Source organism: Parasphingorhabdus sp., assembly GCF_048267785.1.
In the GTDB taxonomy this organism is placed as follows: Bacteria; Pseudomonadota; Alphaproteobacteria; order Sphingomonadales; family Sphingomonadaceae; genus Parasphingorhabdus.
In genome coordinates this window covers 1-26,087 of sequence record NZ_JBLWWU010000003.1, presented here as the reverse complement: position 1 = coordinate 26,087, position 26,087 = coordinate 1, and the positions used below count along the sequence as shown (strand labels likewise).

At 57.8% G+C, this 26,087-nt stretch carries 23 protein-coding genes; 13 read left to right on the top strand and 10 right to left on the bottom strand.

Features of this window, described 5'->3' with window-relative positions; genetic code table 11:
- Positions 1-50 precede the first annotated feature (50 nt).
- A complete protein-coding gene (locus ACN0VD_RS03475; protein ID WP_417591660.1) occupies positions 51-473 on the top strand; it encodes a BLUF domain-containing protein in 423 nt (140 codons plus the stop codon).
- Positions 474-514: 41 nt separating this feature from the next.
- Here the strand turns inward: ACN0VD_RS03475 and ACN0VD_RS03470 are convergent, their stop codons facing one another.
- Together ACN0VD_RS03470 and ACN0VD_RS03465 are read right to left on the bottom strand one after the other, a co-directional pair.
- The gene (locus tag ACN0VD_RS03470; RefSeq protein ID WP_417591658.1) at positions 515-1,435 is read right to left on the bottom strand and encodes a copper resistance protein B; all 921 of its coding nucleotides are present in this window, start codon (positions 1,433-1,435) and stop codon (positions 515-517) included.
- Complete coding sequence (locus ACN0VD_RS03465) at positions 1,432-3,243, bottom strand: copper resistance system multicopper oxidase (protein ID WP_417591656.1); 1,812 nt, start codon at positions 3,241-3,243, stop codon at positions 1,432-1,434. The genes ACN0VD_RS03470 and ACN0VD_RS03465 overlap by 4 nt, the downstream gene beginning before the upstream one ends.
- 60 nt (positions 3,244-3,303) lie before the next feature.
- Between ACN0VD_RS03465 and ACN0VD_RS03460 the strand changes: the two genes are divergently transcribed.
- From ACN0VD_RS03460 to ACN0VD_RS03445, 4 genes are all read left to right on the top strand, one after another.
- Positions 3,304-3,579 (top strand): metal-sensitive transcriptional regulator, encoded by a 276-nt coding sequence (locus ACN0VD_RS03460; RefSeq protein WP_417591654.1) that lies wholly within the window; start codon positions 3,304-3,306, stop codon positions 3,577-3,579.
- A gap of 52 nt (positions 3,580-3,631) precedes the next feature.
- Positions 3,632-4,096, top strand: a complete 465-nt coding sequence (locus tag ACN0VD_RS03455) for a DUF411 domain-containing protein (protein ID WP_417591652.1) — start codon at positions 3,632-3,634, stop codon at positions 4,094-4,096.
- 134 nt (positions 4,097-4,230) lie between these two features.
- Positions 4,231-6,573: a heavy metal translocating P-type ATPase gene (locus ACN0VD_RS03450; RefSeq protein ID WP_417591650.1), complete on the top strand. Its 2,343-nt coding sequence runs from the start codon at positions 4,231-4,233 to the stop codon at positions 6,571-6,573.
- Positions 6,574-6,672: 99 nt separating this feature from the next.
- Positions 6,673-7,185, top strand: coding sequence for a DUF305 domain-containing protein (locus tag ACN0VD_RS03445; protein ID WP_417591648.1), 513 nt, complete (start codon positions 6,673-6,675; stop codon positions 7,183-7,185).
- A 245-nt stretch (positions 7,186-7,430) separates the two neighbouring features.
- Here the strand turns inward: ACN0VD_RS03445 and hmpA are convergent, their stop codons facing one another.
- The 3 genes from hmpA to ACN0VD_RS03430 form a co-directional block, all read right to left on the bottom strand.
- Positions 7,431-8,675, bottom strand: a complete 1,245-nt coding sequence (hmpA, locus tag ACN0VD_RS03440) for an NO-inducible flavohemoprotein (RefSeq protein ID WP_417591646.1) — start codon at positions 8,673-8,675, stop codon at positions 7,431-7,433.
- A 369-nt stretch (positions 8,676-9,044) separates the two neighbouring features.
- Entirely contained in the window at positions 9,045-10,784 is a 1,740-nt protein-coding gene (locus ACN0VD_RS03435) for an amidohydrolase (protein WP_417591644.1), read from the bottom strand.
- Between the two features lie 25 nt (positions 10,785-10,809).
- Positions 10,810-11,733, bottom strand: coding sequence for a DMT family transporter (locus tag ACN0VD_RS03430; protein ID WP_417591642.1), 924 nt, complete (start codon positions 11,731-11,733; stop codon positions 10,810-10,812).
- 90 nt (positions 11,734-11,823) lie between these two features.
- Here ACN0VD_RS03430 and ACN0VD_RS03425 point away from each other — a divergent pair, with 90 nt between their 5' ends.
- From ACN0VD_RS03425 to ACN0VD_RS03390, 8 genes are all read left to right on the top strand, one after another.
- Complete coding sequence (locus ACN0VD_RS03425; protein WP_417591640.1) at positions 11,824-13,326, top strand: CoA-acylating methylmalonate-semialdehyde dehydrogenase; 1,503 nt, start codon at positions 11,824-11,826, stop codon at positions 13,324-13,326.
- A 156-nt stretch (positions 13,327-13,482) separates the two neighbouring features.
- Entirely contained in the window at positions 13,483-14,436 is a 954-nt protein-coding gene (locus tag ACN0VD_RS03420) for a polysaccharide deacetylase family protein (protein WP_417591638.1), read from the top strand.
- Between the two features lie 10 nt (positions 14,437-14,446).
- Complete coding sequence (locus tag ACN0VD_RS03415) at positions 14,447-15,688, top strand: dipeptidase (RefSeq protein ID WP_417591636.1); 1,242 nt, start codon at positions 14,447-14,449, stop codon at positions 15,686-15,688.
- Between the two features lie 2 nt (positions 15,689-15,690).
- Positions 15,691-16,833 (top strand): acyl-CoA dehydrogenase family protein, encoded by a 1,143-nt coding sequence (locus ACN0VD_RS03410; RefSeq protein WP_417591634.1) that lies wholly within the window; start codon positions 15,691-15,693, stop codon positions 16,831-16,833.
- A 7-nt stretch (positions 16,834-16,840) separates the two neighbouring features.
- Positions 16,841-17,884, top strand: coding sequence for an enoyl-CoA hydratase/isomerase family protein (locus ACN0VD_RS03405; protein WP_417591632.1), 1,044 nt, complete (start codon positions 16,841-16,843; stop codon positions 17,882-17,884).
- Positions 17,881-18,663, top strand: coding sequence for an enoyl-CoA hydratase-related protein (locus ACN0VD_RS03400; protein WP_417591630.1), 783 nt, complete (start codon positions 17,881-17,883; stop codon positions 18,661-18,663). The genes ACN0VD_RS03405 and ACN0VD_RS03400 overlap by 4 nt, the downstream gene beginning before the upstream one ends.
- A gap of 64 nt (positions 18,664-18,727) precedes the next feature.
- Positions 18,728-19,609 carry a 3-hydroxyisobutyrate dehydrogenase gene (gene mmsB / locus ACN0VD_RS03395; RefSeq protein WP_417591628.1) on the top strand — a complete coding sequence of 294 codons (882 nt, stop codon included), beginning with the start codon at positions 18,728-18,730 and terminating at the stop codon, positions 19,607-19,609.
- Positions 19,610-19,616: 7 nt separating this feature from the next.
- Positions 19,617-19,814 carry a hypothetical protein gene (locus ACN0VD_RS03390; protein ID WP_417591626.1) on the top strand — a complete coding sequence of 66 codons (198 nt, stop codon included), beginning with the start codon at positions 19,617-19,619 and terminating at the stop codon, positions 19,812-19,814.
- A 9-nt stretch (positions 19,815-19,823) separates the two neighbouring features.
- Here the strand turns inward: ACN0VD_RS03390 and ACN0VD_RS03385 are convergent, their stop codons facing one another.
- The 5 genes from ACN0VD_RS03385 to atpA all read right to left on the bottom strand — a co-directional run.
- Positions 19,824-21,365: a CpaF family protein gene (locus tag ACN0VD_RS03385; protein WP_417591624.1), complete on the bottom strand. Its 1,542-nt coding sequence runs from the start codon at positions 21,363-21,365 to the stop codon at positions 19,824-19,826.
- 457 nt (positions 21,366-21,822) lie between these two features.
- The gene (locus tag ACN0VD_RS03380; RefSeq protein WP_417591622.1) at positions 21,823-22,080 is read right to left on the bottom strand and encodes an ATP synthase F1 subunit epsilon; all 258 of its coding nucleotides are present in this window, start codon (positions 22,078-22,080) and stop codon (positions 21,823-21,825) included.
- Positions 22,081-22,130: 50 nt separating this feature from the next.
- On the bottom strand, positions 22,131-23,576 hold the full coding sequence (atpD, locus tag ACN0VD_RS03375) for a F0F1 ATP synthase subunit beta (RefSeq protein ID WP_417591620.1): 1,446 nt from the start codon (positions 23,574-23,576) through the stop codon (positions 22,131-22,133).
- A 25-nt stretch (positions 23,577-23,601) separates the two neighbouring features.
- The gene (locus ACN0VD_RS03370) at positions 23,602-24,477 is read right to left on the bottom strand and encodes a F0F1 ATP synthase subunit gamma (RefSeq protein WP_417591618.1); all 876 of its coding nucleotides are present in this window, start codon (positions 24,475-24,477) and stop codon (positions 23,602-23,604) included.
- 86 nt (positions 24,478-24,563) lie between these two features.
- The coding region (gene atpA / locus ACN0VD_RS03365) for a F0F1 ATP synthase subunit alpha (protein ID WP_417591616.1) at positions 24,564-26,087 on the bottom strand (1,524 nt) is incomplete at its 5' end.

The window sequence follows — 26,087 nt, the reverse complement described above, 5'->3', positions numbered from 1 at the left end:
CCTGATGTTACATTTGACTGGATAGTGGAAACGGGGAGGCAAGTTACGCTATGCCGAATGGATTGATAACATCGCTTAGTTACATCAGCACTGCACGCGCCAGTCTGGCGGATGCCGATTTTCAGGCTATTTTGACAGAAGCTAATGAGCGGAACGACACCCTCGGGCTGACCGGTTTGCTTGCCTTCAACGGCTTGAATTTCATGCAGATTCTAGAAGGCTCCCGGTTGAGTGTTAATGAGTGTATTGATCTGATCGAGGCAGACCGGCGCCACCATGGTATGATCATATTTGATCGCCGCGAGATCAAGCAACGTGAATTTCCTGATTGGCAGATGGCTGGCATCGTGGTCGAAAAAAATGGTCAGAACGGGAAGGTAAATCTTGACCAAATTCTGTCAGGAGAAGGGGTCCGGCCGGAGACCCGGAAGCACTTCGAAAGCTTCCAGTCATTTGGTACACCAGCGCAATAGCAGGTGCTGGGAAACATGACTCCGACGGACCGCTAACCGTTCTAGAACCAGAAGCGCACCCCTATGATATAATTGGTGGCGCTCGGATCCTCACCAGCAAGTCTGGCATAATCACGGCTACCACCGAGTTTCCATTCCTGCTCGACGCCAATATATGGCGCGAATTCCCGCGCAATTTCATAGCGCAGGCGCAGGCCCAGTTCGAGATTGTCGATCCCGGACCCGATGCCCAGTTCCGGGATATCCTGCGTCGACAAATTCATTTCGGCACGGGGCTGTAAGGTCAGACGCTGGGTGAGGCGCTGGTCATATTCTGTCTCGACCCGTGCGGTGAGGTCGCCTTTGCTGGAGAGAAATGCGGCGGCATCGACTTCGAACATATAGGGCATCAGACCCTGGATGCCGATCACCGCATGGGTGCGGTCGGGGCCGGTCATGTCCTGCCGGACGCCGGCCTGCAGGTCGAAGAACGGCGCTATGGCACGGCTGTATAAAGCCTGCACTTCGGCGCTTTCCAGCGGCTCGCCGAAACTGCCTTCGCCTTCGCTCTTGAACCAGAATTTGTCGAGGTCGCCGCCATAATAGCCCTGCACATCCCAGAGATAGCCGTCGTCACCTGCGCGTGCGCGATATTCCAGCCGGTCGCCTTGAAACCAGAACATCTGCATATTGCCGTGCTCCTGATAGAGCGCTTCGCGGGTCGGGCGCATGGCCTCCGCACCCCAGATCGCATCCGCCGCATTGGGCGGGCCGGTCAGGTTGTTCGGGGAGGATGCTTGCGGGGCGGCCGGCGGACTGTGACCCATAGCGCCATGGTCCATTTTTGAATGATCTACCTCGGGCGCTTCTTCCGGGGCTGCGGGGATCGGATGCGCGCTGTGGTCCATCTGGCTATGGTCCTGCGCCAGTGCGGGCGTGGTCGCGATCATCGCCACCAAGCTTGTTGCAAATAGCCGCATCATGCCGCTCCTCCCGGAAAGGCAACGCTGACCGTCTGCATCATCCCGGCGTGCATATGGTAGAGCAGATGGCAGTGAAAGGCCCAGTCACCCGGCTCGTCGGTGGTCACGTCAAACGTCGCGCTGCTGCCCGGCTGGACAATCACCGTATGCTTTTTCGGCTGGTGATGGCCCTGGCCGTTGACCAGTTCAAAGAACATGCCGTGCAAATGGATCGGGTGGGCCATCATCGTGTCGTTCACCAGCTTGACCCGTACGCGCTCGTTATAGGCGAAGCGGATCGGGTCATCGCCGACCGCGCTCATTTTCCTGCCGTCAAAGCTCCACATATAGCGTTCCATATTGCCGGTCAGATGCAATTCCATCTCGCGCTCGGGTGCGCGTTTCCCATGGTCCATCTCGAGCGATTTCAGCAGGCGATAGTTGAGCACTCTATGCGGCACATCATCCAGGCCAAGGCCGGGATAGCCGGTCCGGTCCTGCGGGTTCATAGCCACCATATCGATGCCGGGACCGGTCTTCACTGTCGGCGGCAGCAGCGACGTATCGCGCATGGCCATGCCGCCGCTCATGTCCATGGCTGCCATGTCATGTCCGCCATGCGCGTCAGCAGGCGCAGGGTCCGGCATCGCATGACCCATGGCGGCATGGGTCATCTTGCCGTGGTCCATCGGTTCGGGTGGTTCGGTTGCATCGCTGCCGTGATCCATCCCCATGTCCGCCATCGACAGCAAAGGCGGGGCGCGCAGGGCAGGAAAGGCGGCCTTGCGCCCCGGTTGCGAGGTGAGGGAGGCCTGCGCCATGCCGCTGCGATCCATGCTCTCCGCCGCAATCGCGAAAGCACCCGCTTCGGTCGGCGTGACGATCACATCATAGGTTTCGGCGACCCCGATCTGCAGTTCGTCGACCTCGACCGGCTGCACGTTGACCCCATCGGCCTGTACCACCGTCATCGGCAGGCCGGGCAGGCGGATGTTGAAGAAGCTCATCGCGCTGCCATTGATGATCCGCAGCCGGACCCGCTCGCTGGGACTAAAGGCAAGCTCCAACCCGTCCTCCGGTCCGTGGCCGTTGATCAGATAGCTGTAGGTCGGGGCCGAGACATCGGCGATGTCGGTCGGCATCATCCGCATCTTTCCCCACATCCGCCGCTCTTCACCGCTCAGATCATAGTCGTCCGTGGCGCTGGTCTTCTGCATGCTGAAATAGCCCTCTGCCGCTTTCAGTTTCTTCATGATGGTATGCGGGTGCATCGGGGTGAATTCGCTGAGCAGGATGATATGCTCGCGGTCATAGGCGACAGGATCGGGGCCGGCGGGATCGATGATGATCGGGCCATAATGACCGACTTGCTCCTGCAGCCCGCTATGGCTGTGCCACCAGTAGGTTCCCGACTGGCGCGGCGTCAGCGGCACATCGAAACGCGCACCGGGCTTGATCCCCGGAAAGCTGATCCCCGGCACGCCGTCAAACTGGAACGGCAAAAGCAGCCCATGCCAGTGCACCGAACTGTCGACATCGAGCATATTGTGCACCGAGAGTATCGTCTGCTCACCCTCCTTCAGCCGGATCAGCGGGCCCGGGACGGTGCCGTTAACGGCAATCGCATGGCCCGACCGGCCACCGGTCGCAAAGCGGCCATCGGCAATATGCAGATCGATCTTCGCACCGGAAAGCTCGTTGATGCCCTTGCGCACAAGACCACCTCCACGCCTGTCCATCTGGCCCATGGCCCAGGCGGGCATGGGCAGGGCAGCAAGGCTGCTCAATGCAGCGAGAGAGCCGATCATCGAGCGGCGGGAATATTTCATGTTGGAGTTTTGCATAAGTTCGCATATACCCCCATGGGGTACCAATACAAGAGGGATGTCATGGCCAAAGGTGCAGTGGATCAGAAAATAAACCGGCTCCGCCGTATCGAGGGACAGGTGCGTGGCATCGCCCAGATGGTGACCGACGACCGCTATTGTATCGACATATTGCATCAGGTGCAGGCAGTGAAGGCGGCGCTGGCAAAGGTCGAAAGCCAGATATTGAAAGACCACGCCGCCTGTTGCGTCAGCGAGGCGATCGCGACCGGAAGTTCGGCCGAGCAAAAAGAGAAATTTGAAGAATTGATCGACCTGTTTGAAAAAGTGAAACGGTGATCCGCCGCTCCTGCTGCTTCGGCAGCAGGCGGCAGTTGGAAAGGAAAGTTTGATGATCGGAGCTATTGCCAAATCGATGCGGGAGACCAGCGCGGCCGGACTGTTGCTGCTATCGCTGGCGGCCTGTTCGACGGCAGCGCAGGCGGCAAGCTACACCATGTACCGGGATGCCGGCTGCGGCTGCTGTCTGGAATGGGCGGATCATGCTTCTACCGGTCTTGATGCCGAGGTAATCGCTAAAAATGCCGATATGCAGATCGTCAAGAATCTGCACGGTGTGCCAAACGAACTGCGCGCCTGCCACACGATGATCGTTGAAGGCTATGTTATCGAGGGTCATGTCCCGGCCGAAGCGATCCGGAAATTGCTCAGCGAAAAACCTGAAGATGTGATCGGCCTTGCGGTTCCCGGCATGCCGGTGGGATCGCCCGGCATGGAATATCAGGATAGGACAGAGCCTTATCAGGTGATTGCCTTCGGTCCCAAGGGCCAGCGCGTATTCGCCAGCTATAATTAGTCACCGGCCCTGGGTCGCAGCGCTAGCGATCCGGGGCTTCTGACAGGCGCAGTCGCGACGACATTGACATTTTCGCCTTGAGTTCGCATATACCCCTATAGGGTATATTGATCGAGATCGAAAAGGATATTGAGATGACCGGCGCCACTTCCCCCGATCATGGCCATGAAGATTGTGCCCACCCGGTCAAGGACCCGGTCTGCGGCATGACCGTCGATCCCGCCAACACCGAACATCACGCGCATCACGACGGCCAAGACTATCATTTCTGCTCTGCCGGTTGCCGGACCAAATTTGTCGCCGATCCGGATCGCTATCTTTCGCCAAATCCTTCTGCCGGGCAGGAGGATGTTCCCGAAGGCACGATCTATACCTGCCCGATGCATCCGGAAATCCGGCAAGAAGGTCCCGGCTCCTGTCCGATCTGCGGCATGGCGCTGGAACCAGAAACATTCTCGCTCGATACCGGCCCCGATCCCGAATATATCGACATGCGCCGGCGTTTCTGGATCAGCGCGGTCTTTTCCCTGCCTTTGTTCGTCTATGCCATGGGCGACATGATCCCCGGCCAGCCGTTCCAGTCCTGGTTCGATCCCCCCGCCGCAACATGGATACAGCTATTGCTGGCAACGCCGGTCGTCCTCTGGGGCGCCTGGCCGTTTTTTGTCCGCGCCGTACAATCGATCAAGACCATGAACCCCAATATGTTCACCCTGATTGGGCTGGGCGTTGTCGTGGCTTATGGTTTCAGTCTGGTCGCGACTTTCTTTCCCGGGCTATTCCCTGCGGCCTTCCGCGGCCACGACGGCACGGTCGCCGTCTATTATGAAGCCGCTGCCGTCATCACGACATTGGTCCTGTTGGGACAGGTCCTGGAGCTGAAAGCGCGCGGCCAGACCTCCAGCGCCCTGCGCGCTCTGCTGGAACTGGCTCCGCCCGTTGCCACGCGGATCAACGAGGACGGCTCGGAAGAAGAAATCGCCCTCGACGAAGTGCACTCGGGTGACGAGCTGCGCGTCCGGCCCGGCGAGAAAGTCCCTGCCGACGGCACCATCGCCAAAGGCGCGAGCACGATTGATCAGGCGATGATCACCGGCGAGCCCGTTCCGGTGCAAAAATCCGAAGGCGATGCTGTCACCGGCGGCACGGTCAACCAGACCGGCAGCTTCGTGATGACCGCAGAGCGCGTCGGCAAGGACACGCTGCTGGCAAAGATTGTCCAGATGGTTGCCGACGCCCAGCGCAGCCGCGCCCCGATCCAGAAGCTCGCCGATACCGTGGCAGGCTATTTCGTACCGACCGTGGTTCTGGTCGCACTGATAACCTTCGTGGTCTGGGCGATATGGGGGCCGGAGCCGGCGCTGGCTTATGGTCTGGTCAACGCCGTCGCCGTGCTGATCATTGCCTGTCCCTGTGCTCTGGGTCTCGCCACGCCGATGGCGATCATGGTCGGCACCGGCAAGGGCGCGCAGAACGGCATATTGATCAAGAATGCCGAAGCGCTCGAGACGTTCGAAAAGATCGACACGATCGTCGTCGACAAGACCGGGACGCTGACCGAAGGCAAACCGAAGTTGGTATCGGTCGAACCGGAAAGCGGCTTTGACGCGGACGGGCTACTCGCTTTTGTGGCCGCTGTCGAAGTCGCGAGCGAGCATCCGCTTGCCGCCGCGATTGTCGAAGGCGCGAGAGACAAAGGCATGGAGTTTGAGGCAGCGAGCGATTTCCAGTCGGTCACCGGCGAAGGCGTCGAAGCGACGGTCGAGAAGAAACGGGTTACGATCGGCAATGAAAAGATGATGGAACGGCTTGGCGCGACCAGCGCCGATCTGGTGGCAAAAGCCGATGATGGCCGCTCGCAGGGCCAGACGGTGATGTTTGTCGCGGTGGATGGGCAGCCAGCCGGCCTGATCGGTGTCGCGGATCCGGTCAAGGCGACCACGATCGACGCGATCAGGGCGCTGCACAAGGCCGGACTCCATGTGGTAATGTTGACCGGTGACGCCGAAGCCACAGCGCAGGCGGTTGGCAAGATGATCGGGATCGACGAAATCCACGCCAATGTTTCGCCCGAAGACAAGCATCGCGTGATCAGCGAGTTGCAGGCTGCTGGAAAACGGGTCGCGATGGCCGGCGACGGCATCAATGACGCGCCGGCGCTGGCCAAGGCGGACGTCGGGATTGCGATGGGCACCGGCACCGATGTAGCCATGGAGAGCGCGGGTATCACTCTGGTCAAAGGCGATCTCGGCGGCATCGCCAAGGCGCGCCATCTCAGCCAGCTGACCATGGGTAACATCCGGCAGAATCTGTTCTTCGCATTTTTCTATAACGCGCTGGGCGTGCCGGTTGCCGCGGGCATATTATATCCCTGGTTCGGGATTCTGCTCAGCCCGATGATTGCCGCGGCCGCGATGAGCCTCTCCTCGGTATCGGTGATCGGCAACGCGCTTAGGCTCAGGGGCAAGCAGCTTTAGCGAAAGGGAGTCGGCGGCGCCCAATAGGAACTTTTTCCCTGCCCGGACGTAAATTACCCCGCAAGACCATGAATTGAGCCAATCTGATGGGGAAATCAAATGTCTAAATATACCGGATTCATCGTGATGATCGCCACCTCCACGTTGGTGATGTTTGGTCTGATGTATCTCAACACCTACGCGCTCGATCATGTCCATTTCAGCGAAACGAGAACATGGATGGCCCTTTATATGGGCGGTGCGATGGCCATCATCATGCTGCTCTTCATGCTCGGCATGTATGACGACAAAAGGAAGAATGCGATGATCCTCGTAGGCGCTGCTGCCCTGTTTGCCGGCTCGCTCTATCTGGTCCGCTCGCAGGACACGATCTCGGATCAAGCGTGGCAGAAAGCGATGATCCCCCATCACTCCATCGCGATCCTGACCAGCGAGCGTGCCAATATCGAGGACCGGCGCGTAAGGGAACTGGCCGATGGCATCATCAAGGCGCAACGCCGCGAGATCAAGGAAATGAAATGGTTGATCGAGGATATTCGCACAAACGGCAAAGCAGTCACAGAATCTGAAGCGAAAGCGCGTCCGGTTCCGGAATTTCAAGGCGCGTTATAAGAGCTAGCGCCTGCAATAGGATGTGGCTCTCGCCCTTGCATCCCCGCAATCAACACATGGGTGTTCTCCGAGAGTGATACGGTAACCAATGCCCCCGCGCACCGGCGTTTGATGATCGCTTGCGCAATAAATTCCAGGGCGGTTTCCCGGACTTTTGCCTATCTGATGGCGCTTCCGGCGAACGACAGGGATGTCCTGCCGGACATGCTCTGATCGGGCTGTCCCCGATCAGAGCGCTATATGTATTATGCTTGTCCAGCCGGCGCCTGATCCAATTCCTCCCGCGGGCCGAAAAATTCGAAATGGACCTGCGATGCCGGAATGCCCCAGACCAGCAAGTCCTGGTAAATGTTGATCATGAACGGTTTCGGGCCACAGAAATAATAATCCGCATGGCGGCTCGGTATCAGCGATTCGATCAGATCCGCATCGACAAATCCGGCTGAGCAATTTTCATCCGACCCGACTTCATCCGGTGTCATGTCACTATAGCGATAATGGGCTTTCAGATTGGGGTGTTTGATCGCCAGTTGATCAATGAAAGGTTTGAACGGCTGGACATCATCATTCAGGCATCCGTGAACGAGAATGATCTGACGGTCCGGCATCGCGCTCAGCGTCGTTTTCAATATGCTCATGATCGGCGTTATGCCGATCCCGGCTGCCAGCAATACCAGCGGGCGTTCGTGCTTGTCTTTGACATTGAGGAAAAACTCACCGTTAGGCGGTCCGACTTCTAGCACATCTCCCGCCGCGATATTGTCGTGCAACAAGTTAGAGACATAGCCGTGCGGCGCACCGTCAGCCGGAGCGACTTCGCGCTTCACACTGATCCGGAAATAGTCACGACCCGGCTGGTTGGACAGGCTGTAATTGCGCATGGTGGTGGATCCATCCGGCGTGGGAACCCGGATGGTGATATATTGGCCCGGCAGAAACTCCGGCAGAGCGCCGCCGTCTTCGGGCTTCAGATAGAAAGAGACGATATTCCGGCTTTCCTGGTCCTTCTTGTCGATTCTGAATTTTCTGAAGCCTTCCCAGCCACCGTCTTTGGTTGCGCTGGCGCGGTATAATTGCTCTTCGCGTCCGACCAGAATGTCGGTCAGGAAACCATAAGCCTCGGCCCAGGCATTGATGACATCATCGGTTGCGCCGTCACTCAATACTTCCCTGATCGACGCGAGCAGATTTTCTCCGACTATCGGATAATGTTCCGGCTTCACCATCAGGGAGGCGTGCTTGTTGGCAATGAGTTCGACCGCGCCGCCGAGCACTTCGAGATTGTCAATATTGGCGGCATAAGCGCAAATTGCGCCGGCGAGAGCGCGTTGCTGCGTTCCTTCGGCCTGGTTGGCCTGGTTGAAAAACGGGCCCACTTCAGGGTTGTGGGAGAACATGCGCTGATAAAAATGTTTGGTCAGCGTTTCGCCATGCTGTTGAAGAACGGGGGCGGTGGATTTGACGATATCAATGGTATTCTGGTTCAGCAATTTCTTGTCCTTTAATACATGTATATAAAATGCATGTTATCTATTAGAAGGTTGGCAAGAGATTGGCAAGCCTGTTTCGTGCTAAAATATTCCGGGGTTAAACTGCTGGTTTAAAGGTGGAATTTCCATTGTGAGCACAGTCAAGGGGGCGCGCTGTTGTCGCCGACGTTGCCTTCGCTGGCCAGCGGCTCAACTGCGCTCGACACGAACGGATCAGGGGGCACCCGCCATCCTGAACTTGTTTCAGGACCTCAGGCGGTCGGCCCGCATCTCAAGGGGTCCTGAAACAAGTTCAGGATGACGATGCTGTCTGGCTTGCTCGCGCCGAACGCTTCGACAGGCCCAGTGCGAACGGTGTTTGCAGACGCGCTATTCCGCCGGGAACCAGCGCCCTTCGAATATCACGCCCTTGATTCCGACCTCCTGCAGCTTCGCCGCGCCGCCGGCATAGGGGTCGCGATCCAGCACGGTGAAATCGGCTTTCTTGCCCGTGGCGATACTGCCGACCATCGCGTCCAGCCCGATTACCTGCGCCGCCTCCACGGTGATCGCGCGCAGGGCCTTGTCGAGCGAGAGCCGTTCCTTCGGCGCCTTGACATTGCCGTCGAGGGTGATCCGGTTGCTCGCCACCCAGGCGAGATAGAGCGGGTCGATCGGCGCCATGTTGAAGTCGCTGTGCAGGCCGAGCGGCACACCCTTGCGCTCAAGCGAACCTAGCCGGCTCATCTGCGCGGCGCGGTCGGGACCCATGCCGGTCTTCGCGTAAGCATCGCCGAGGATGCGGATATAGTTGGGCTGGGCGGAGACATAGAGGCCCATATCGCCAATCCGCCGGTTCTGCGCCTCGGTCGAATAGCCGAGATGCTCCATGACGATATTCTGGCCGTTGCGGAGGGCGAGCTTTTCGGTGATGTCGAGCACCACATCGAGACCCTTGTCGCCGTTGACATGGGTGTGCAGGTTCCAGCCGGCGTTCCAGAAACGTTCGGTCTGCTTCAGCAATTCCTCCGGCTCGGTCAGCCATTTGCCCTCGTGACCGTCACTGTAGCCGGGCGGGTTCATCTGCATATATTGGGCGAAGAAGGCGCCGTCGGCGAACAGCTTCACCCGGTTGGAGAAGAAGAATTTGCTGCTGTCATATTTGGCTTTCATGTCCTTGAGCCAGACATTGGGATCGCCAGTCACCAGCGGCGCAACGGGAATCGCGAGAATCCGGGATGGCGTCGTCGGCTGGTCGTACAGGCTCTTGAACAAAGCCGACTCCATCTCCGGTCCGCCAAAGCCGCCGAAAGCGAGATCGGCGCTGGTGGTGACGCCATTTTCCAGCATCATCTGGCGCATGTCGGTCAGGCCCTGCTGCACCTTGGCCGGCGAGAAGAGATAGGGGCGGAGCATTTCGATGCCGTTGAACAAAGCGGTCTCGTGGATGATGCCGCTGGCGAAGTCGGCATGGCCGGGATCGATATTGGGCTTGCTGAACGCGGCGGTGAACGCGGCTTTGTCGCCGATGCCGAGCAGGGTGAGTGCCTTGCTGTTGGCGATGATTTCGTGAAAACTGCGCTGCCAGATCACCACCGGCCGGTCGGGCGCGATGCGGTCGAGCTCGGCGCGGTCCATGTCGCCGTGGAACAGCTTGTGATGGCCCCAGGTGATGAACAGGGCATCCTCGCTCCTGGCCATTTCCGCGCGCAGCCGCTCTTCATATTGCGCCTTGCCGCGCGCCGCCGGATAGGTCTTGCCGGGCAGTTTCCACTCCTCGGGACTGATGAACGGGATCGGCAGCATCATGATCGTCTGCATCGGATGGACATGCGGCTCGATAAAGCCGGGCATCAGGACCTGCTTCGCAAACTGCCGGTCGACGGTGACCTCGCGATCCCGCGTCCATGCTTCCAGATCTTCCAATGTCTGGCCAAGCCCAAGGATGATGCCGTCGGACGTGGCGACATAGCGGGCTTCGGGATAGCCCGGCTCCATGGTGATGATCTTTGCGGCTTCGAAGATGGTTACTTCGGGATAGGGGAGGGCCACGAGCGCCTCTTCGGCCTGCGCGCCACTTGCCAACAGAAGCGCCAGCGCCGCCCCGATGGACGATATGAATTTCAGCATGTCTCTCTCCCTGTTGAGGGAATGATTATGCGCTCGGCTCCGCCTTGGCAACCGTCAGCTTGCTTGCCTTGACATGTTCGCGCCAGGCGATGAACAGGCCGGAGCCGATGATGATCGGTGCACCCAGCCAGATCGACAGGCCGGGATATTGGTCGAAGATGACAATGCCGAAGAAGGTCGCCCAGATCAGCGCGCTATAGTCCATCGGCACGATCGTCGAGACCGGCGCATAGCGCAGCGACTGGGTGATGCACAGTTGGCCGAGCGCGCCGAATATACCGACGCCAAGCAGATAGCCCCAGGTCTTTGCGTCATGCCCTCCGCCGTAGATGAAGGCACAAACGGTCAGCGCGGGCAGGGTGTAGACCGAGAACCAGAAGATCGTGACGACGCTGGTTTCGGTGCGGCCCAGCATGCGGATAACCATCGTCACGGCCGCCGTGACCAGAGCGCCGCCCAGAGCAACGGCTGCGCCGAAGGCGGGGATCATCGATCCGCCCGGCTGGACCACGATCAGCACCCCGACAAAGCCGATCAGGATCGCCGACCAGCGCCGGATGCCGACCTTTTCCCGCAGGACCAGCGCGGCGAATAAAGTCGCGAAGATGGGAACGGTGAAGCTGATCGTCGTGGCGTCCGCCAGCGGCAGCAGGGTCATCGCCCAGAAATTGAGGCCCATGGCAAAAATGCCAAGAGCGGAGCGCAACATGTGCAGACCGTGCTTGTTCGAGATAATCGAGGGCCATCCGCCCTGACTGCGCCAGATCAGGAAGCAGATTAGCGGCATGGCGATCAACTGGCGGTAGAACAGGCTTTCGGTGACATGTACGCCTTGTTCTCCGGCCAGTTTGACGAAGGCAAACATGAACGCGAGCGAAAGCATCGCCGCGAGACGGGTGACGATTCCGGCCAAGGGCCGGTTCTGACTGACGGCATTGTCATTATTCATGCAATCTTGCCAATAAAGATAGCGTTGCGGGTGTTGTGCATTGACGCGGTTAATAGCATATAGCCCGCAAAAGCAATCAGGAGTCTTTCAATGCGCACAGTAACCCATGTCTTGGCCTCCGGAGGAAACGCAGCAGCGGCCCGCCAGAGCGATATTTTTGACCCCAATAATGGCGGCATCCAGGGCAAGGTGGATCTCGGTGATGCAGCGGTGCTCGACAAGGCCGTAGACGCGGCGCTGGCGGCGCAACCGGCCTGGGCAGCAACCAACCCGCAGCGCCGCGCACGGGTGATGTTCAAGTTCAAGGAACTTGTTGAAGCGCATATGGACGAGCTGGCCAACCTGCTGTCGATAGAACATGGCAAGGTGATCGCCGACTCGAAGGGCGACATCCAGCGCGGTCTGGAAGTCATCGAATTCTGCTGCGGCATCCCCCATGTCCTGAAGGGCGAATATACTCAGGGCGCAGGGCCCGGCATCGACGTCTATTCGATGCGCCAGCCAATCGGCATTGGCGCCGGCATCACCCCGTTCAATTTCCCGGCGATGATCCCGATGTGGATGTTCGGCCCGGCGATCGCGACCGGCAACGCCTTCATTCTGAAGCCGTCCGAGCGTGATCCATCGGTTCCCGTCCGGCTGGTCGAACTGATGCTTGAAGCTGGCCTGCCAGCCGGTATTTTGCAGTGTCTGCACGGTGACAAGGAAATGGTCGACGCCATTCTCGATCATCCGGCCATTGGCGGGATCAGCTTTGTCGGTTCCTCCGATATCGCCCATTATGTCTATCAGCGCGGCGTTGCAGCCGGCAAACGGGTCCAGGCAATGGGCGGCGCGAAAAACCACGGTATCGTTCTGCCGGACGCGGATCTCGATCAGGTTGTGAATGATCTGTCCGGCGCAGCTTTCGGTTCGGCTGGCGAACGCTGTATGGCATTGCCGGTGGTCGTACCGGTGGGCGAAGACACGGCAGATCGTCTCCGCGAGAAAATGATCCCGGCGATGGAAGCTCTTCGGGTCGGCATTTCGACCGACGAGGAAGCCCATTATGGTCCGGTCGTCAATCCGGCGCACAAGCAGCGGGTCGAGAACTGGATCCAGACCGGCGTCGATGAAGGCGCGGAACTGGTCGTCGACGGCCGCGGCTTCTCGCTGCAGGGTCACGAGGACGGCTGCTTCATCGGACCGTCCCTGTTCGATCATGTCAAACCCGAGATGGAAAGCTACAAGGAAGAAATTTTCGGCCCCGTGCTGCAGATCGTCCGCGCCAAGAATTTCGAGGAAGCGCTCGCGCTGCCGAGCCAGCATCAATATGGCAATGGCGTCGCGATCTTCACCCGCAACGGCCATGCGGCCCGCGAATTCGCCAGCCGCGTCAATGTCGGCATGGTCGGTATCAACGTGCCGATTCCGGTACCGGTTGCCTATCACAGCTTTGGCGGCTGGAAACGCTCTGCATTCGGCGACACCAACCAGCACGGCATGGAAGGCGTGAAATTCTGGACCAAGGTCAAGACCATCACCCAGCGCTGGCCCGATGGCACAGCGGATGGCGGTAACAAGGATGCCTTTGTCATTCCCACCATGGGGTAAATGCCCGGCAAGGCCTGAGCGCAACAGAGTTCCAAATCAGGACAAGTCTCCCGAAATGCTGGAAATTCCGGCATTTCGGGCGGACATGACGATTATGACTGTCCAGCCAACATCATTTCCGGTGCCGCGTTGCTAGCGCTGTCACCACGGGTGTTCTTGCCATCATTGTTGCTGGCAATCATTTTGTTCGCTTTCTGGCCTGCGGAAAACGCAACAAGCGAGACGGTGTCTCTGCCGCCACCCGTTACCATGTCCGACAAACGCATCGCCTTCAGTTTCGACGACGCCCCGCGCGGCGCGGGTGCGTTTCTGGAGCCGGATGAACGGCCGAGATTGCTGATCGAGGCGCTGCAAACCGCCGGTGTCGAGCAGGCGGTATTCTTCATCAATCCGGGCCGGATTACCGCTCATGATAACGACGCCGCCGATATCGCTGCTTATGCCAAGGCCGGACATGTCCTGGGCAATCATACTGCCAAACACAGCAAGCTTTCTGCCGTAACGGTAGCGACATTTCTCGCCGATATCGATGCGGCAGAAGCATGGCTCAAAGACAAGCCCAATTACCGGCCCTGGTTCCGCTTTCCATTTCTGGACGAGGGACAGAAAAACAGGGCCAAGCGCGATGCGGTTCGTGCCGGTCTCAAACAGCGCGGGTTGATGAACGGCTACGTCACTGTCGATGCGTCGGACTGGTATCTCGAGGATATGGCGATCTCTGCGGCCAAGGCTGGAAAGATTATGGACTGGAACGCGTTGCGCGATCTTTTTGTCGAATCCTATGTGGAGTCGGCCGAGTTTTCGGATGATCTCGCCCGGCGGACTTTGGGCAGGGCACCCGTGCAGATGATATTGCTGCATGAGACCGATCTGGCAGCGATGTTCGTAGATGATCTGGCAGCAGCTTTGAAAAAGCAGGGCTGGACCATTGTTTCTGCCGACGAAGCTTTTCGGGATCCCATTGCCTATATGGAACCGGACGTTGAATTCGCCGACGGCACCCGCATCCAGATGCTCGCAGCGGAGCGCAATGTCGGAAACCGCTGGTATCAGCGCAATGATCAAAAAGTAGCAAAAAAGCTATTTGCCGAGAGGGTCCTGCACGACTAGACCTTGGTGCATGAAAAACATTAACATCTTCCGTGGTCTGGCTATGGGCATCGCTGTGCTGGGACCGCAATCCGTGATGGCTCAAACGCCCGAGCAGGTCGCGCAAGACGTGCTTGCCAAAAGCCCGGTGATCGACGGGCATAATGACGCCCCGGAACAGATTGCCGAGCGGTTCGCGAGTGATTTCTCGCAATTCGATTTTCGCAACACGCTGCCCACCACCGGGACGGGTTCGAAAGTGATGCACACCGATATCGCCCGGCTCAGGCAAGGCGGAGTCGGCGGTCAGTTCTGGTCGGTCTGGATCGACCCGGAATTGCCGGAATTTGAGGCCGTTCAACGGGTGATCGAGCAGATTGATATCGTCCACAGGCTGGTCGATACATATCCCGATGATCTGCAACTCGCCCTGACCGCTGCGGATGTTGCAGCTGCCCAAAAAAACGGCCGTATCGCCTCGCTGATCGGTATGGAGGGCGGCCATTCAATCGGTAATTCGCTCGCCGTGCTGCGGCAGGCTTATGCTCTGGGTGCCCGCTATATGACGCTGACGCACTGGAAGACGCTCGACTGGGCCGACAGCGCAACCGATGCGCCGAAAAGCGACGGCTTGTCGGAATTCGGTGTTTCCGTCGTGCAGGAAATGAACCGGCTGGGGATGATGGTGGATCTCAGCCACGTATCGGAAGCGACGATGAATGATGCGCTGGACGTGACCCGCGCACCGGTGATTTTCAGTCATAGTTCTGCCGATGGCGTAACCAGACATTCCCGCAATGTACCCGATTCGGTTTTGAAACGGTTGCCGACCAATGGCGGCGTGGTGATGGTTACCTTCGTACCCTCTTATGTCAGTGCGGAAAACCGCGACTGGGACGCAGGACAGAAGGCCGAGACAGCGCGCGCAGCAGCACTCTATCCCGGAGACGAGGCCGCACGCGCAGCCCATTTGGCGAAATGGAATGAAGAAAATCCGATGCCTCCGGTGACCGCAAAGGATATCGCCGACCATATCGATCATATCCGCGATGTCGCCGGTATCGACCATATCGGCCTTGGCGGCGATTATGACGGAATCAGGTTTACGCCCGACGATCTCTCTGATGTCTCGACCTATCCAGTGCTATTTGCCGAACTGGCCAGGCGTGGTTATAGCGCTGGCGACCTGGCAAAGATTGCCCGCCACAATATATTGCGGGTAATGCGGGGAGCCGAATCAACCGCCGCTGCCATGGCAAGAAACAAGAAATAGATATGACCCAATTTTCTCTGACCGAAGACCAGCTTGCCATTCAGGAAATGGCGCAGAAATTCACCGCCGACGCGATCACGCCCTTTGCGGCCGAGTGGGATGAAAAACATATATTCCCGCGCGACACGGTCAAGCAGGCGGCCGACCTCGGCTTCGGCGGTATTTACGTGTCTGAGGAATCGGGCGGGATCGGTCTCGGGCGGCTCGAATCGGCGATCATCATGGAGGCCATGGCTTATGGCTGTCCCTCGACCAGCGCCTTTGTCTCGATCCACAATATGGCCAGCTGGATGATCGACACATATGGTTCGCAGGCGGTGAAGGACAAATATCTGCCCGATCTCGTGCCGATGGAAAAAATCGCCAGCTATTGCCTGACCGAAGCCGGAGCAGGATCCGACGCTGCCTCGCTGAAGACCAAGGCTGTCCGAGATGGAGATGATTATATCGTCAACGGCTCCAAGCAATTCATTTCCGGTGGGGGCGAAAACGAGATTTACGTCACGATGACGCGCACCTCCGATGATGGTGCAAGGGGCGTTACCTGCCTTGTCATCGAAAAGGACATGGAAGGCGTCAGCTTCGGCGCCAACGAAAAGAAACTGGGCTGGCATTCGCAGCCCACCGCCCAGGTCAATTTCGACAATGTCCGGGTGCCGGTTGAAAACCGGGTCGGTGACGAGGGTGAAGGCTTTCGCATCGCCATGGCGGGTCTGGACGGGGGGCGTCTGAACATTGGTGCCTGTTCGCTCGGCGGCGCGCAGCGCTGTCTCGATGAAGCGGTGAACTATACCAAAGAGCGCAAGCAATTTGGCAAGGCGATCAGCGACTTCCAGAATACCCAGTTCATGCTCGCCGACATGGCAACCGATCTTGAAGCGTCTCGCGCGTTGCTGTATCTAGCGGCTGCGAAAGTGACCGAAGGCACGCCGGACAAGACCAAATTCGCCGCCATGGCGAAGCGGCTGGCGACCGACAACGGCAGCAAGATTGTCAATGACGCGCTGCAACTTTTTGGTGGCTATGGCTATTTGCAGGACTATCCGATCGAGCGCTTCTGGCGCGATTTGCGCGTGCATAGTATATTAGAGGGTACCAACCAGGTCATGCGTATGATCGTTTCGCGCGAATTGCTGCGCCAATAGGAAATTTATGACAGAAGATCTCATTATCAGAAAAACCGGGCGGGTTGGCCATATCAGCCTGAACCGGCCCAAAGTGATCCATTCGCTCAACCTCGACATGTGCCTTGCGATGACCGAGGCATTGCTCGCATGGCGCGACGATGACGGCGTGGAAGCGGTTATCCTCGACCATAGCGAGGGCAGGGGCTTCTGTGCTGGTGGCGATATTGCCATGCTACGCGAATCCGGCATGACCGATGGCAAGAAGGGCCGTGAGTTCTTCTATCACGAATATCAGCTCAACCATCTGTTGTTCGAATATCCCAAACCCGTGGTCGCCTTCATGGACGGCATCACCATGGGCGGCGGCGTCGGAATTTCGCAACCGGCCAAATATCGCGTGGCCACCGAGCATACCCGATTTGCCATGCCCGAGACGGGTATCGGACTATTCCCCGATGTCGGCGGCGGCTGGTTCCTGTCCCGGCTCGAAGGCCGGTTGGGCCAGTTTCTCGCCCTCACCGGTGCGCGGCTGGATGGCGCCGAGTGCAAGGAAGTGGGCATCGCTACCCATTATCTGCCGTCGGAAGCCCTAGAAGAAGCCAAGCAGCGCATTGCCGAGAAGCCCGATCGTATCGACGGCATATTGGGGCAGCTCTCGGGCAATGTTCCCGAAGCCCGCATCACCAAGAATCTCGACAAGATCGACAAGTTTTTCGCCTCCGACCGGTTCGAAGATATTCTTGCCGCACTGGAAGCCGACGACAGCGAATGGGCGGCCAAGGAACGCGATACTTTGGGCACCAAGAGCCCGCAGACCTGCAAGGTGGCGCTGCGCCAGCTCAAGGAAGGCGCGGAGATGGAAAGCTTCGCCGACGAGATGCGCAATGAATATCGGATCGGCTATCATGTGCTGGTGATGCACGATTTCCTCGAAGGCGTGCGGGCCCTGATTGTCGACAAGGACAATGACCCGAAATGGAATCCGGCGACGCCCGAGGAAGTGACCGACGAATGGATTGATGCGATTTTCGCGCCCCTCCCAGCCAATGAAGAATGGAAGCCCCTATGACGTATGAAACAATTCTCACCGAGAAAAAGGGTGCAGTCACCCTGATCACGCTCAACCGGCCAAAGGCTCTCAATGCGCTGAACAGCCAGGTTCTCGACGAACTGATCGATGCCTTCGCTGCATTTCAGGCGGATGAGACGCAGAATTGTGCCGTCCTGACCGGTTCAGGCGACAAGGCTTTTGCCGCCGGTGCCGACATCAAGGAAATGTACGACAAGTCGGCCGCCGATTTCTATCTGGAAGATTTCTTCGCCAAATGGACCAGCCATATCGTCAAGGCGACCCGCAAGCCGTGGATCGCTGCGGTCAACGGCTTTTCGCTCGGTGGTGGTTGTGAACTCGCTATGATGGCGGATTATATCATCGCCAGCGACAAGGCGAAATTCGGACAGCCGGAAATCAAGCTGGGTGTCGCACCGGGCATGGGCGGCTCGCAGCGGCTGACCCGTGCGATCGGCAAGGCCAAATCGATGGAAATGTGCCTGACCGGGCGAATGATGGATGCTGAGGAAGCCGAACGTTCCGGTCTTGTCGCCCGCGTGGTTCCGCACGATGATCTGCTCGATGAAGCGCTGAAATCTGCCGCGCTTGTCGCCTCGATGCCGCCGATGGCCGCTCAGGTGAACAAGGAAATGGTCAACGCGGCCTTCGAAAATAATCTCGAGCAGGGCCTGGTCCACGAACGGCGTCTGTTCCAGATCCTGACCGCAACAGAAGACAAGAAAGAGGGCATGGCCGCGTTTATCGAGAAGCGCGAAGGCCAATGGAAGGGACGCTAGGAATAGCTGCGTCTACCTTGCAGGGCCGCTGGCTTTGTTTTGCTGACAATCACTGGAGACTATAATGAAAATCGGATTTATCGGCCTTGGCAATATGGGCGGCGGCATGGCCGCCAATCTCGCAAAAGCGGGGCACGAGGTTTTTGCCTTTGACCTGTCCGGCGAAGCGCTGGCACGGGCTGGCGAAGCGGGCTGCCATCCGGTAAGCGACGCCGCACAGGCGGTCCAGAATATGGAGGCTGTGGTGACCATGCTCCCGGCCGGCACCCATGTCCGCAAGGTCTATGAATATGAGATCATCATCAATGCCAATCCCGGCACATTGGTGATCGATTGTTCCACCATTGACGTCGACAGCGCGCGTGATGTGGCGACCATGGCGGAGGCCAAGGGGCTCGTGCCCGTGGACGCTCCGGTATCCGGCGGTATCGCGGCGGCCAATGGCGGTACGCTGACTTTCATGGTCGGCGGCAGCGACGAAGGCTTCAAGCGCGCTGAGCCGATCCTGTCCGACATGGGCAAGGCGGTGATCCACGCCGGCGGCAATGGTGCGGGACAGGCGGCGAAAATCTGCAACAATATGCTGCTCGGCGCGTCGATGATCGCGACCTGCGAGACGTTCAAGATGGCGGAGAAGCTCGGCCTCGACCCGCAGACATTCTATGACATTTCTTCAAAAGCCTCCGGCCAGAGCTGGTCGATGACCAGCTATTGTCCGGTCCCCGGCGTCGGGCCGCAAAGCCCGGCAGACAACGGTTATGAAGGTGGTTTCGCCGCTGCTCTGATGCTGAAGGATCTTCGTTTGGCGATGGAAGCGGCGCAAAGCGCCGGCGCGGATGTGCCGATGGGCGCTGAAGCCGCGAAGCTCTATGAACAATATGCCGAAACAGAGGGGCAGGGCGGCAAGGATTTCTCCGGCATCATCAATATGCTGGCCAAGGGCTGAGCTTTTGATGCCGCCGCTGTGGATTGTGCTGTGCGGTCTGTCAGGGACGGTTGCCGTGATTGCCGAAATCGGTAACCGCCGCCGCAACAATCGGGATGACATCGAAGATGTCGGTTTCATGCCCTGGTCAACCATCACCGCTCTGGCCTTGTTGACTTTCGGCATATCCATGGCTTTCGGCCTGGGATTTATCTCGACCGAATAGAGGGAAAGACTACAGGCAGGCTTCGAGCAACGGCTGGTTAAATCCATATTGCCGCGCCTTGTCGAGCGTATAGGGGCGCAGGCCGGCGGATTGATATTCACCGATGATTTTTCCCTCGGCATCCTCGTCAAGATATTGATATTTGAACAATTCCTGGGTCACGATCACGTCGCCCTCCATCCCGATCACTTCGGTAATATTGGTTGTACGACGCGAACCGTCGCGCAGACGTTTGACCTGAACGATAAGATCGACAGATTCTGCTATCTGGCGCGAAATCGCCTCTTTCGGAATCTTGATGTCGCCCATCAGAATCATGTTTTCCATACGGCCGAGACACTCGCGCGGGCTGTTGGCGTGGAGCGTACACATGGAACCGTCATGGCCGGTGTTCATCGCGGCGAGAAGGTCGAAACATTCTGCGCCACGAATTTCGCCGAGGATGATCCGGTCCGGCCGCATACGCAGGGCGTTCTTGACAAGATCGCCGATGGTAATCGCGCCCTGGCCCTCAAGGTTGGGCGGGCGGGTCTCAAGTGGCAGCCAATGCGGTTGTTGCAGGCGAAGCTCGGCGGCATCCTCAATCGTCAGCACGCGTTCACCCGGATCGATCATCTTGGACATGGCGTTGAGCATGGTCGTTTTACCGGAACCCGTACCGCCAGAGATAACCACGTTGAAGCGGCAGGCACCCGCAATCTTGAGCACGGTGCACATTTCTTCGGACATTGAACCGAAGTTTTTCATCATGTCGAGCGTGATCGGCTTCTCTGAAAACTTACGAATCGAGATCGCTGTGCCCTTCAGGCTCAGCGGAGGCACGATCACGTTCACACGCGAACCGTCTTTCAGTCGGGCATCGGCCAACGGCGTGGTCTGATCGACACGGCGGCCGACCTGGTTCACGATCCGTTGGGCGATCTGGAAGAGATGTTCCTCGTCGCGGAACTGGATCGGTGCGATTTCAAGCTTGCCCTTGATTTCGATATAGGTCTGTTCCGGGCCGTTGACCATGATATCGGAAATGTCCGGATTTTGCAGAAGCTCTTCCAACGGTCCGAACCCAAGCAACTCGTCGACCAGAACTTTTTCCAGTGCGAATTGCTCGCGCCGGTTGAGCGTGAGTTTGAGCTCTGTCAGCACTTCCATGATGATCGGACGGAATTCTTCGGTCAGCTCTTCCTTGTTCAGGGTCGCTGCGGCTTCCGGATCGACGCGTTCGAGCAGGCGAGGAAGCACCTGTTCCTTGATTTTGTGGACAGAAGCGCCAAAGCCCTCTTCCTTGTCGCCGCCGTCCGCCATTGGCTGTGACCGTTCCGAAAGCCGCGCCATCGCATCACTCTGTTCAGGAGCGGCTGGAGCGGGGGCTGGGGCTGGCGCACCTTCGCCCGGCAACGGAATGGATTCCAGGGGAGGAAATTGATTGCCCCCCAAATTGTCTTCGGGAGAATCTGATTTGGCAGTTTTCTTGCCGCCACCGTTCATCGGTTTGGCGACACCAAAGGATGGCTTGCCGCCACCCAGTCCATTTTTCTTGCCAAATGCGCTCATGCTGTTCTGTCCGATTTCAATAATATCACAAGATACATGCCCTCTTTCCCCGAAATTGGTTAATAAACCGCAAAATTCATTGCGTTGCATCGGGAAGATTGAGAATATTATCGTTGGGGCTTGCCCAATGACGAACAGTCTTCAGGGCAAAAAATGCAGCGAAGAGAATATCTTGAACGCTGACCATATATCCGGACAAAGGGGAGCAACTGTCACGCTGGTTCTCGTGGCGTTCGCCGGCTTTCCGGTTGGCTTTTAAAGGACAAGATGTCGCCTGGACCAGGGATGCAGCGATTGTGGATATTCAACTGCCAATAGCTATGGCGATCAGCATCCTTGTCTTCGGTGATCCGACCAACAGCACCGCGATGACGGAATAATTGTCATTATTTTCAGTGAGTTGCTGCTTTAGCGTGGCGAGGGCAGGGCGACCTCGTTGCTGGAGGCATGGCCTTGGTCAGGAAATGGCTTCTGCCAGAACCGTCAGGCCATTTTCGTCGACCTGGGCAAATCCGCCCTGCACGGAAATCGTCTCCGGCGTCGCGCCTTCGCTGGCGTAGACCAGCAGATCTGCATCGCGGATCGTCGACATCACAGGTGCGTGATTGGCGAGCACGCCAAAATCACCCTCGGTACCGGGCACAACCACCATGAACACATCATCCGACCGGACGAGCTTTTCAGGGGTTACGAGTTCGAAATGCAGGTTTGCCATGTCTTTGTAATTCCTAGGCCCTCTCCCGTGAGGGAGAGGGATTTAATGGATTAAGCCGCTTCTGCCGCCATTTTCTTGCCTTTTTCGATCGCTTCTTCGATGCCGCCGACCATGTAGAAGGCGTTCTCGGGAAGATGATCATATTCGCCTTCGACAACCGCCTTGAACGATTTGATCGTGTCTTCGAGATCAACGAATTTGCCGGGAATGCCGGTAAAGACTTCCGCAACGTGGAACGGCTGCGACAGGAACTTCTGGATCTTACGAGCACGTTGGACAACCAGCTTATCTTCTTCCGAAAGCTCGTCCATGCCGAGAATGGCGATAATGTCCTGCAAGGATTTATACTTCTGCAGGGTTTCCTGAACGGCACGGGCCGTATCATAATGTTCCTGGCCAACAACGCGGGGTTCCAGAACACGCGAGGAGGAATCGAGCGGATCCACAGCCGGGTAGATGCCCAGCTCCGAAATCGCACGGTTCAAAACGGTGGTGGCGTCAAGGTGGGCAAAGGAGGTTGCCGGTGCAGGGTCGGTCAAATCGTCGGCAGGAACATAAATGGCCTGAACCGATGTAATCGAACCCTTGTTGGTTGAGGTAATGCGTTCCTGCAGCGCGCCCATGTCGGTCGACAGGGTAGGCTGATAGCCCACAGCCGAAGGAATACGGCCAAGCAGTGCGGACACTTCCGAACCAGCCTGGGTGAAGCGGAAGATATTGTCGATGAAGAACAACACGTCCTGGCCTTCCTGATCGCGGAAATACTCCGCCTGGGTCAGACCGGACAGAGCAACACGGGCACGCGCCCCTGGAGGTTCGTTCATCTGGCCGAAGACCAGTGCCACTTTAGAGCCTTCAGACTTCGGATTGCCGTCGGCATCCTTGGCGATAACGCCAGCGTCGAGGAATTCGTGATAGAGATCGTTGCCTTCACGGGTACGCTCACCAACACCGGCGAAAACGGATGTGCCGCCATGGCCTTTTGCGATGTTGTTGATCAGTTCCTGAATAAGAACGGTCTTGCCCACGCCGGCGCCGCCGAACAGGCCGATCTTTCCGCCCTTCGCATAAGGTGCGAGCAGATCGACAACCTTGATGCCGGTCACCAGAATTTCATTTTCGGTCGACTGGTCGACAAAAGCAGGGGCTTCTGCGTGAATAGGAGCGGTCGCTTTGCTACCGATCGGGCCGCGTTCGTCGATGGGCTCACCAATCACGTTCATGATCCGGCCGAGCGTTTCAGGACCAACAGGCATCTGAATCTGTGCACCGGTGTCGGTGACTTCCTGACCGCGGGTCAGGCCTTCGGTTGCATCCATGGCGATGGTACGAACGGTGTTCTCGCCGAGATGCTGAGCAACCTCAAGAACCAGCCGGTTACCGTTATTGTCGGTTTCCAGAGCCGACAGAATTGTCGGAATATCGCCATCAAAGGTTACGTCGACGACAGCGCCGATAACCTGTGAAATGCGGCCTACATTTTTGGTTTTTGCCATTTTTACGTTTCCTTGCGTACGTGCTTTAGAGCGCTTCAGCGCCAGCGATAATTTCAATCAATTCGGTGGTGATCGCGGCCTGGCGGCTGCGGTTGTAAACAATCGTGAGGTTGTCGATCAGGTCGCCGGCGTTGCGGGTCGCATTGTCCATTGCGGTCATCGATGCGCCCTGTTCCGACGCCATATTTTCCAGCAGTGCGCCGAAAATCTGGGTCGTCAGATTGCGTGGCAGCAACTCGGCGAGAATTTCTTCCTCGTCCGGTTCATAATCTACTGCGCCTTCCGATTCAGCGACCGCGCCGTCCTGAACGGGGATCGGGATGATTTGCTGAACCGTGGGTTCCTGAACCAGAGCCGATTTGAACTTGCCATAGAATAGATGGGCAACGTCATATTTGCCTTCTTCGATCAGCGCGGTCAGATCTGCGGCGATTGCCTTGGCTTCTTCATATCCGGGCGTTTTGGCGTTCGATGTATCGAAATGCTTCAAAATCTGACCAGGGAAAAAGCGCTTGATGATCGGAATGCCCTTGCGACCGACCATGTAGAACAGAACCTTGTGACCTTCAGCCAGCAGCTTTTCAGCCTTGACGCGGGCTTCCTTGACAATATTGGCATTGAACGCGCCGCAAAGGCCACGATCCGATGTCGCGACGACCAGCAAATGCGTTTCAAGCTTGCCGGTGCCTGCCAGCAGCTTCGATGAATTTTCATCAATCGAAACCTTCGAGGCGAGGCTTGTCATCACCTTTTCCATCCGGTTGGCGTATGGGCGCGCTGCCTCGGCCGCCATTTGCGCACGGCGCAATTTGGCAGCGGCCACCATTTTCTTGGCCTTGGTGATCTTCTGGGTCGACTTAACCGACGCGATCCGATCTTTCAGTTCTTTAAGACTGGCCATAGCTAGTCAAATACTCCAATCTTCGTCATCCCGAACTTGTTTCGGGATCTCAAGAGATGCTGAAACGGGTTCAGCATGACGCGTGTTTAAGCAAACGTCTTTCCGAATGCTGCCAGAGCGTCTTCGAGAGCCGCCTTGGTGTCATCCGACAGGTCACCGCTTTCACGGATCGTTTTCAAGATGTCTGCATGTTCGCTGCGCATATATGCCAGCATCGCTTCTTCGTAGCGCACAACGTCATCCGCCGCGACGCTGTCGAGGTGGCCGTTGGTACCGGCGTAGATCGAAGCGGTTTGCTCTTCGAACGGCAGCGGCGAGAATTGCGCCTGTTTCAGAAGCTGCGTCAAACGCTCACCACGTGCGAGCAATTTCTGCGTCGATGCGTCGAGGTCCGAACCGAACTGCGCAAAGGCAGCCATTTCGCGATATTGCGCGAGATCGAGCTTGATCGAGCCGGAGACCTTTTTCATCGCCTTCGTTTGTGCAGCGGAACCCACACGGGACACCGACAGACCCACGTTAATCGCAGGACGGATGCCCTGGTTGAACAGGTCCGTTTCGAGGAAGATCTGACCGTCGGTGATCGAAATCACGTTGGTCGGAATATAGGCGGAAACGTCACCAGCCTGGGTTTCGATGATCGGCAATGCGGTCAAGGAACCGGAGCCATTGGCTTCGTTCATCTTCGCGGCACGTTCGAGCAAGCGACTGTGAAGATAGAAAACGTCACCAGGATAGGCTTCACGTCCTGGAGGACGACGCAGCAGCAGGGACATCTGGCGATAGGCCACGGCCTGCTTGGAGAGATCGTCATAAACGATACAGGCGTGCATGCCGTTATCGCGGAAATATTCGCCCATGGTCACACCGGTATAAGGTGCGAGATACTGGAGAGGCGCAGGCTCGGAAGCGGTTGCAGCAACCACGATCGAATATTCCATCGCGCCATTTTCTTCGAGGCTCTTGACGATCTGTGCAACGGTCGAACGCTTCTGGCCGACAGCCACATAAATGCAGTAGAGTTTCTTGCCTTCGTCGTCGCCGGCGTTGACGGTCTTCTGGTTGATGAACGTGTCGATTGCGACAGCGGTCTTGCCGGTCTGACGGTCACCAATGATCAATTCGCGCTGGCCACGGCCAACAGGAACAAGAGCGTCAAGTGCCTTGAGACCGGTCTGAACGGGTTCGTGAACCGATTTACGCGGGATAATGCCAGGTGCCTTCACTTCAACACGGCTACGTTTCTTGGTTTTGATCGGGCCCTTGCCGTCGATCGGGTTGCCGAGACCGTCAACCACGCGGCCGAGCAGTTCCTTGCCGATTGGAACGTCCACAATCGTGCCGGTCCGCTTGACCACGTCGCCTTCCTTGATTTCGGCGTCAGAGCCGAAAATCACGACGCCGACATTGTCAGCCTCGAGGTTCAGCGCCATGCCCTGAATACCGTTGGAGAATTCGACCATCTCACCGGCCTGGACCTGGTCGAGGCCGTGGATACGGGCGATGCCGTCACCGACGGCGAGCACGGTTCCGACTTCGGAAACCTGGGCTTCATTGCCAAAATTGGCGATCTGGTCCTTGATGACCTTTGAAATTTCTGCGGCGCGAAT

Bases quoted from the DNA above. Each gene is read 5' to 3' on its own strand.
- ACN0VD_RS03370 (WP_417591618.1), bottom strand. From the start codon at position 24,477: ATGGCCAGTCTTAAAGAACTGAAAGATCGGATCGCGTCGGTTAAGTCG.
- ACN0VD_RS03475 (WP_417591660.1), top strand. From the start codon at position 51: ATGCCGAATGGATTGATAACATCGCTTAGTTACATCAGCACTGCACGC.
- ACN0VD_RS03425 (WP_417591640.1), top strand. From the start codon at position 11,824: ATGCGCACAGTAACCCATGTCTTGGCCTCCGGAGGAAACGCAGCAGCG.
- ACN0VD_RS03380 (WP_417591622.1), bottom strand. From the start codon at position 22,080: ATGGCAAACCTGCATTTCGAACTCGTAACCCCTGAAAAGCTCGTCCGG.
- ACN0VD_RS03415 (WP_417591636.1), top strand. From the start codon at position 14,447: ATGAAAAACATTAACATCTTCCGTGGTCTGGCTATGGGCATCGCTGTG.
- mmsB (WP_417591628.1), top strand. From the start codon at position 18,728: ATGAAAATCGGATTTATCGGCCTTGGCAATATGGGCGGCGGCATGGCC.
- ACN0VD_RS03390 (WP_417591626.1), top strand. From the start codon at position 19,617: ATGCCGCCGCTGTGGATTGTGCTGTGCGGTCTGTCAGGGACGGTTGCC.
- ACN0VD_RS03435 (WP_417591644.1), bottom strand. From the start codon at position 10,784: ATGCTGAAATTCATATCGTCCATCGGGGCGGCGCTGGCGCTTCTGTTG.
- ACN0VD_RS03460 (WP_417591654.1), top strand. From the start codon at position 3,304: ATGGCCAAAGGTGCAGTGGATCAGAAAATAAACCGGCTCCGCCGTATC.
- ACN0VD_RS03405 (WP_417591632.1), top strand. From the start codon at position 16,841: ATGACAGAAGATCTCATTATCAGAAAAACCGGGCGGGTTGGCCATATC.
- atpD (WP_417591620.1), bottom strand. From the start codon at position 23,576: ATGGCAAAAACCAAAAATGTAGGCCGCATTTCACAGGTTATCGGCGCT.
- ACN0VD_RS03455 (WP_417591652.1), top strand. From the start codon at position 3,632: ATGATCGGAGCTATTGCCAAATCGATGCGGGAGACCAGCGCGGCCGGA.
- ACN0VD_RS03385 (WP_417591624.1), bottom strand. From the start codon at position 21,365: ATGAGCGCATTTGGCAAGAAAAATGGACTGGGTGGCGGCAAGCCATCC.
- ACN0VD_RS03445 (WP_417591648.1), top strand. From the start codon at position 6,673: ATGTCTAAATATACCGGATTCATCGTGATGATCGCCACCTCCACGTTG.
- ACN0VD_RS03465 (WP_417591656.1), bottom strand. From the start codon at position 3,243: ATGAAATATTCCCGCCGCTCGATGATCGGCTCTCTCGCTGCATTGAGC.
- ACN0VD_RS03400 (WP_417591630.1), top strand. From the start codon at position 17,881: ATGACGTATGAAACAATTCTCACCGAGAAAAAGGGTGCAGTCACCCTG.
- ACN0VD_RS03450 (WP_417591650.1), top strand. From the start codon at position 4,231: ATGACCGGCGCCACTTCCCCCGATCATGGCCATGAAGATTGTGCCCAC.
- ACN0VD_RS03470 (WP_417591658.1), bottom strand. From the start codon at position 1,435: ATGATGCGGCTATTTGCAACAAGCTTGGTGGCGATGATCGCGACCACG.
- ACN0VD_RS03410 (WP_417591634.1), top strand. From the start codon at position 15,691: ATGACCCAATTTTCTCTGACCGAAGACCAGCTTGCCATTCAGGAAATG.
- ACN0VD_RS03430 (WP_417591642.1), bottom strand. From the start codon at position 11,733: ATGAATAATGACAATGCCGTCAGTCAGAACCGGCCCTTGGCCGGAATC.